We start from the raw sequence: 2,293 nt of genomic DNA on the forward strand, positions 1-2,293 counted from the left end.
TTAATGAGTCCTGAGCCTAGATACCACTTCATCCGACATTTAGTTCCACCTGATGCACTGTGTCTTTGCCCACAGCAGATAAAACAGCATTACAATAAGAACGCATATGTGGCTCTAAATCATCCCATTTATTATTCGTCAATAAATGATGAAGAAGCTCTTTCCCCCCAGAGCCATCTTTACGTTTGAACCAATCCTGCCCGTGTGCTTTCCAAACCTTCTTCTCTGAGCTATTTTCAACGCCCTCTTGATGCACTAGCTCGCTAGTATCACCGGTTGCCGCCTGTGCAATCAAATGACGCAAAGCTTCATAATTCCCATCAAGTGCACCAAGAACGCTACCAAAGCTTTTATCCGCAATTCCGAGGCGATAGGCCAGAGTTGCTAACCTTCGCCCTGACTTCTCAGCATCGCCTGTTATTAGAGTTTGAAGATAATTGTCAGAGAACATTGGAATGATGTTCGTCTCGATACAACCGCCACCCCACCTGAATAAACGGTCACCCATTACTCGTCGTAAATTGGCCCAGCGCCCGTCATTTCCATCATCACCATCAACAAACCCGAAAACGGAAATTCCAACTTTGGCGAGTTCCTCTAACACGCCAATTGTCTCATCTCCTTGGCCGATCGACACTCGGATGTCATGTTCACCCGGCTCATTTTGCAGCAACAAAGTAAGCATCTCTGAAACGAAACCAAACTCAGTTCCTCCCTCCACGATGATCGGCAGTTTGGAGAGAAAGGTCTCAGGGTCGCGTTGTTGCTGACGTTGAATTTTTGCACCGTCAAGCAATCCAAGATGCGAATTTACATCCATGTACCAGAGAGTTCCGGCGTCGTAAGAGAAAGAGACTACGATGTTACTATGAGTGCTCAGAAAAGCCTGTGCTTCAGATTCCTTAATTTCCTTGATGAGGCGCCTAAGGCGGTAGGGCTCCAAACCACGTTCAACCTCATCAACGACCACCAAGCTATTCTCGTTTGAACACATTTTGGCGATTTTCATAGCCGCCATGCGTCTTGTTCCCGTCCCCCAACTACCTAGGGGCAACTCAACATCATCTTTTGATGCCATCAGACCGATCAAAGCGCCAACAGACAAACCTTGGCTTGTCACCAAGCCAAGAGAGAGGTTTGTGGGCAATTTCGCGCTGGCCATCGCCTCACTTAGTCGAGATAGCGTAGCAGTACCGTCCTGACTAAGTTCACCAGTAACTGGAGTCTGTGAAAGAACATTTGCTAATTTGGAGCGGAGGTTTGGTTCGCCCAGCAACCGGTCCAATGCGGCACCATAGACAAGACGCAAATCCCGGTCAGATTTCTCTGAGTCCGTAAGTTTGGTTAAACCGATTTTTTTACGCCATGACGTCGGGAAATTAACTGTACTACCATCTGGCTGTACAACATCCCACGAAAGTTCGAATTCCTCAGAGCAAGATAGCCTGATTTTATATACGCTTGTGGCGTCTTGCTGGGCATCTTCATCTTCTAAATTTGGTATTTTAGCGTCATTATCTCGCCACACCCAGGGCCAAAAAATATTGTGACCGACACCAAACGGTGGGTCTTCAGGTGCAGTGATTACCGCCTCGATCTCGAAACCTGTTGAAGTGTCTCTCTTGAAAAAATCAGTTTCTGAAACAGCAAAACTGTTGGCAGGAAAAAACAACAGTGAGATTGCGTCAAGAACGGTAGTTTTTCCGCTGTCACCACCACCGATTATGAAGTTTAATCCCGGGTCTGGCTGCCAACTGAAATTCTCTAAACCGCGAAATTTTTCGATTGTAAGCTTCTTGATCTGAAAACCTGCAGGCATTGAGTTCCCCCCAACTGTGAACGATTTAGTTAATACATCACCTTGAATTTTCTGACTTAAGCAGAGTGAGCCTCTTGTAACCGCTTCGTTTCATAGTACTCTTCAGCGACAATCGTAGTTCGGAACTCTGCTTCCCTCTCTGTCAGCTTGTTTGTAGCAGCTCGAATTTTATCCAAGTCCACTCTAAAAAACTCTTTGCGCAGGTTAACGGCATTTACTCTCGAATGAGAGAACTCACGGTGCAGCGCGGCTTCCAGTGCCGGGGCATCGTCGTAGTAGATGATTGCATGGACATCAAAGGGGAATGGGACACTGGCATCGCCTAGTTCTTTGACGCGATCCATCGGGTCCAGACGCCGCGTGAGACCGATTTTGTATACGTTCTCTCCAAACGACCCAATGTTACTAATGATGTATACGTGGCCTTTTCTGGTTTGCTCGGCCAAGCTTTTAGGGTAATCCCCCCATTTTTAA

At 46.8% G+C, this 2,293-nt stretch carries 2 protein-coding genes; both read right to left on the minus strand.

Annotated elements, in window-relative coordinates; all coding sequences use genetic code 11:
• Nucleotides 1-28 precede the first annotated feature (28 nt).
• Nucleotides 29-1,819, minus strand: a complete 1,791-nt coding sequence (locus THS27_RS26065; RefSeq protein ID WP_085595913.1) for an ATP-dependent endonuclease — start codon at nt 1,817-1,819, stop codon at nt 29-31.
• Nucleotides 1,820-1,875: 56 nt separating this feature from the next.
• The gene (locus THS27_RS26070; protein WP_210403032.1) at nt 1,876-2,265 is read right to left on the minus strand and encodes a GIY-YIG nuclease family protein; all 390 of its coding nucleotides are present in this window, start codon (nt 2,263-2,265) and stop codon (nt 1,876-1,878) included.
• Between the last annotated feature and the right edge of the window lie 28 nt (nt 2,266-2,293).

Source organism: Thalassospira sp. MCCC 1A01428, from assembly GCF_002115825.1.
Lineage (GTDB): Bacteria > Pseudomonadota > Alphaproteobacteria > Rhodospirillales > Thalassospiraceae > Thalassospira.